The organism is Bradyrhizobium sp. Crot121 (assembly GCF_059512385.1).
Map to the genome: position 1 here is coordinate 1 of NZ_JCAMOR010000180.1, position 3596 is coordinate 3596.

Genomic DNA, 3596 nt, shown 5'->3' on the forward strand with positions numbered 1-3596 from the left:
AATCGAAGACCTCATGCCGTGGCGGTTCCGCAAAACGTCAAGCCAGTGTCAATAGGGTTGCGGCTAAGCGCTTACGAAGAACTCCTCGCCGCAGAAGAACTGGTAATAGGGGTTCTCCACCCAGCGCTCGCGCAGCACCTCGTCGGAGAGGTCGTAGGTGTGCTTGAGGATCGCCAGGCCCGCCATCAGCCGGGTCGGCAGCGGCGGCCGGCCCGGCTTGTCCTCGTAGACCGCGCCGAACTTCTGCTCGAGGAACGCCCAGTCGATCGTCCGCGAAAGCTGCACCAGGGCATGGTCCATGTCGATGATCGCGTCCAGCCGCGAGCGCAGAAGGTCGGCCTGTCCGCTGTCCCGTCGTTCCTTGGGTCGCATCGTTCCCTCCGATGCGAGCACGGAATCACGACCCGCGATTCGACGGAATCGCAAAAATGAAATTGCAAGCCTTTGGGCCTTCGAACCCAAAGAGCTTGCAATCTCAAACCTCGTTCCGCTCCAAAAATCGACTCCCGCTCAACCGCTTGGGAGATTCTTCACGGCCGACTGCCTATGTCGCTGGCAGATCCGCTGGTCGGTGGCGGGCGGAGTCGACCCTCACGGTTCGCCGGCAAGTGATGAGCAGCCGGAATCGTGTGGTTTCTCGAGATAAGCGCCCCTATTCGGAAAGGACGGTGCCGAGCTACTCGAAGTACTCCCTGCGAGCTCGTACATGGTGCTCTTCACATGAAGTGCCATACCTCCGAATGCTCTTAGTTCCCGCGGGAAGTCCGTATGCACCCGGCGACGACCGCCGGCCAGGTCGTTTTTGGCGGAAGGCTGATCGCGCTTATGCGGCGTGAGCGACGTTCTGAGGTCGCCAATTCCAGGGCATGAGTTTGTGGATGCGCTTGGCGGGATGATCCGGTAAGCGCATCAGCACGTCGGCAAGCCAAGCCTGTGGGTCGATGTCATTGAGCTTGGCGGTGGCGATGAGGCTGTAGATGGCAGCCGCACGCCGGCCCCCCTCATCGGACCCAGCGAAGGTCCAATTTTTTCGCCCCACGGCGACCGCCCGTAGCTCACGCTCAGCAGCATTGTTCGACATGCAAAGCCGTCCGTCATCAAGGAAGCGGCTAAATGCATCCCAGCGGCTGAGGCAGTAATTGATCGCCTTGGTCGTGTCGTTGTTCCTGGAGAGCTTGGCGCGCTGCTCGCGCAACCACGCATCCAGCTCGCCGATCAGGGGGCGGCTACGCTCCTGGCGCACACGCAAACGCTCCTGCGCAGTAAGACCGTTGATCTCGCGCTCGATGGCGAACAGAAGGTCGATGCGCTTGACCGCCTCGGCCGCGATCGGCGCCTTGCTGAGCCGCGCGAGATCAAAGAACTTGCGCCTGCCGTGCGCCCAGCACGCGGCCTCGATGATCGGGCCGCCCTTGCGATTGGCCTCGTAGAGCCTGCCAAAGCCGGCGTAGGCGTCGGCCTGCATCAGTCCGGCATAGCCCGCCAGATGCTGCTCCGGATGCGCGCCGCCACGATCAGGCGAGTAGAAGAACACGGCAGTCGGCGGATCTGGGCCGGCAAACGGACGGTCGTCGCGGACGTAGGTCCAGAGCCGGCCGGTCCGCGTCTTGCCCTTGGCCAGGACCGGCACCGTGGTGTCATCCGCGTGGATGCGCTCGGCTGCGAAGACGTGGCTCCGGATCGCATCTAACAGAGGCATCAGGGTTGCCGCGGAGGCACCTACCCAGTCCGCGAGCGTCGATACGTCGAGGTCGATGCCTTCACGCCGGTAGACGTCGCTCTGACGATTGAGCGGCAGGTGCAGGCCGTACTTGGCAAACAGAACATGGACCAGCAGCTTGGGCCCTGCACGCCCGCGCGCAATCGGATGCGAGGGGGCCGGCGGCTGGGTGATCGCTTCGCAGGCCCGGCAGACGAGCTTCTCGCGCACGTGCTGGATCACCTTCCACTGGCGCGGAATGAGCTCCAGCGTTTCGGTCACGTCCTCGCCAATCTTGCGCAATCGGCTGTCGCCGCAGCATGGGCAGGTGGCAGACACCGGATAGACAATGCGCTCCCGCGGCAAATGCTCCGGCAGCGGCCGGCGGGCCGGCTTGCGGCGCTCGAACGATGGCACCGCAATCTTCTCGGCTGCCATCTGCGCCGCGGTCTCAGCCTGCGCCGCGTTCTCCTCCAGGTCGGCGAGCTGTAGCTCGAGTTGGTCCAGCAATGCGCCCCGCTCGGAGGACTGTCCGAACTGCTCGTGCCGGAGCTTCTTGATCGTGAGTTTGAGCTTCTCGATCACCAAGGTCCCTGCCTGGGCCTCGGCTTCCGCGGCCAACCGGGCCGCTCGCTCGGCGCGCAGCATCGCCTGCAGCGTGGTCACATCGTCGGGAAGAGAATCATCGGCGCCCATCGCCGACCAGAGAATCACAAGACGCGGTCTTTGTCCGAACCGCTGATCGTGCCGCCGATTCAAATGCCGGCGATCAGCCAGCCGCCTGCGGTCGCCAGGTATGTTGCGGCATCCGCCAGTCGATGCCCTCCAGCAGGTAACCAAGCTGGGCTGGGGTGATTGTCACCACGCCATCAGCCGACGACGGCCACAGGAAGCGGCCGCGCTCCAGCCGCTTGGCATAAAGCGACATGCCCAGTCCATCGTGCCAAAGGATCTTGATCAGCTTGCCGCTTTTGCCACGGAACACATAGAGGTCGCCGCCGTGCGGGTCTCGCTTGAAGGCTTCCTGCACCAGCAAGGCCAGCGAGTTCATGCCGCGACGCATATCAGTGTGGCCGGTCGCAATCCACACCCGCACGCCCGACGCAATGGGGATCACCGTAGGCGTCCATCTGCCAGCGTCGCGACGACGGCCTTCAGCGTCGCCGCGTCGACCGTACCCGTGATCCGCATCCGAACCCCGGCAGCAAACTCGATCTCGATCGACCCGCCGCTGCCGGCCGGCTCGACCGAACAAGGCGAGGGCCCTGATTCCGCAACCACCATCGCCGGTACGAAGCCCGTTGGAGAGGCGGCATCCTTCGGCTTAGGCTGAAACGAGCGTCGCCATCGCAGCAGCAATGAGCGCGAAACGCCATACCGCCGCGCTGTTGCCGCGACTTGGCGCGGCGCCTGTAAGCTCTCCAGGACGATCTTGAGCTTCTCATCCTCGGACCAGCGCCGCCGCCGGCCCGTGTCCACCACCCCAAGCCGTTCGACTTGGGCACTGCGTCTATCACTGTCCATAAGGACAGTTCTCAACAACATGCCTCATTCGGCAAGGCGGCCTTCACCGGCTTTCAATTACCCACAAATTCTCCTCCAACCGTCGCGCCCAGCGCGATGTCGGTGAGGCGTGACAGCCCACGCCACATAACGGTATTGCCGGGAGGCGGATCGCTGGCGCGGGCGAGATAACCGCCGAGCCGGGCGATCTTGATAAGATAGTGCGAGAGCATTTTCTTTTTTGCTTTTGGTTTGTCGTTGACGAGGCGATCGAGCACGCCGATTTCAGTCGCGGTCAACGCGACGGTTGGCGGCGTGTCTGGGGCGGAACGGTTGAGCATCGTCATCCAGAAGACCCGCCAACTCAGGATGCAAAAGAGCGAGATCAGGTTGG

4 protein-coding genes and 1 pseudogene are annotated in these 3596 nt (G+C 63.5%); all 5 read right to left on the reverse strand.

All coding sequences use genetic code 11. The features are described 5' to 3' along the window. Positions 1–75: 75 nt before the first annotated feature. Positions 76–372, reverse strand: a pseudogene (locus tag AC5ZGW_RS45520) (transposase); the annotation flags it as partial. 451 nt (positions 373–823) lie between these two features. Further along, on the reverse strand, positions 824–2395 hold the full coding sequence (tnpC, locus tag AC5ZGW_RS45525; RefSeq protein WP_130231824.1) for an IS66 family transposase: 1572 nt from the start codon (positions 2393–2395) through the stop codon (positions 824–826). A gap of 73 nt (positions 2396–2468) precedes the next feature. Then, entirely contained in the window at positions 2469–2816 is a 348-nt protein-coding gene (tnpB, locus tag AC5ZGW_RS45530) for an IS66 family insertion sequence element accessory protein TnpB (protein ID WP_130584126.1), read from the reverse strand. Continuing rightward, complete coding sequence (gene tnpA, locus AC5ZGW_RS45535) at positions 2813–3223, reverse strand: IS66-like element accessory protein TnpA (protein WP_130232059.1); 411 nt, start codon at positions 3221–3223, stop codon at positions 2813–2815. The genes tnpB and tnpA overlap by 4 nt, the downstream gene beginning before the upstream one ends. A 53-nt stretch (positions 3224–3276) precedes the next feature. Then, positions 3277–3596 (reverse strand): IS4 family transposase (locus tag AC5ZGW_RS45540; protein ID WP_496114143.1); only part of this gene is annotated, 320 nt, incomplete at its 5' end.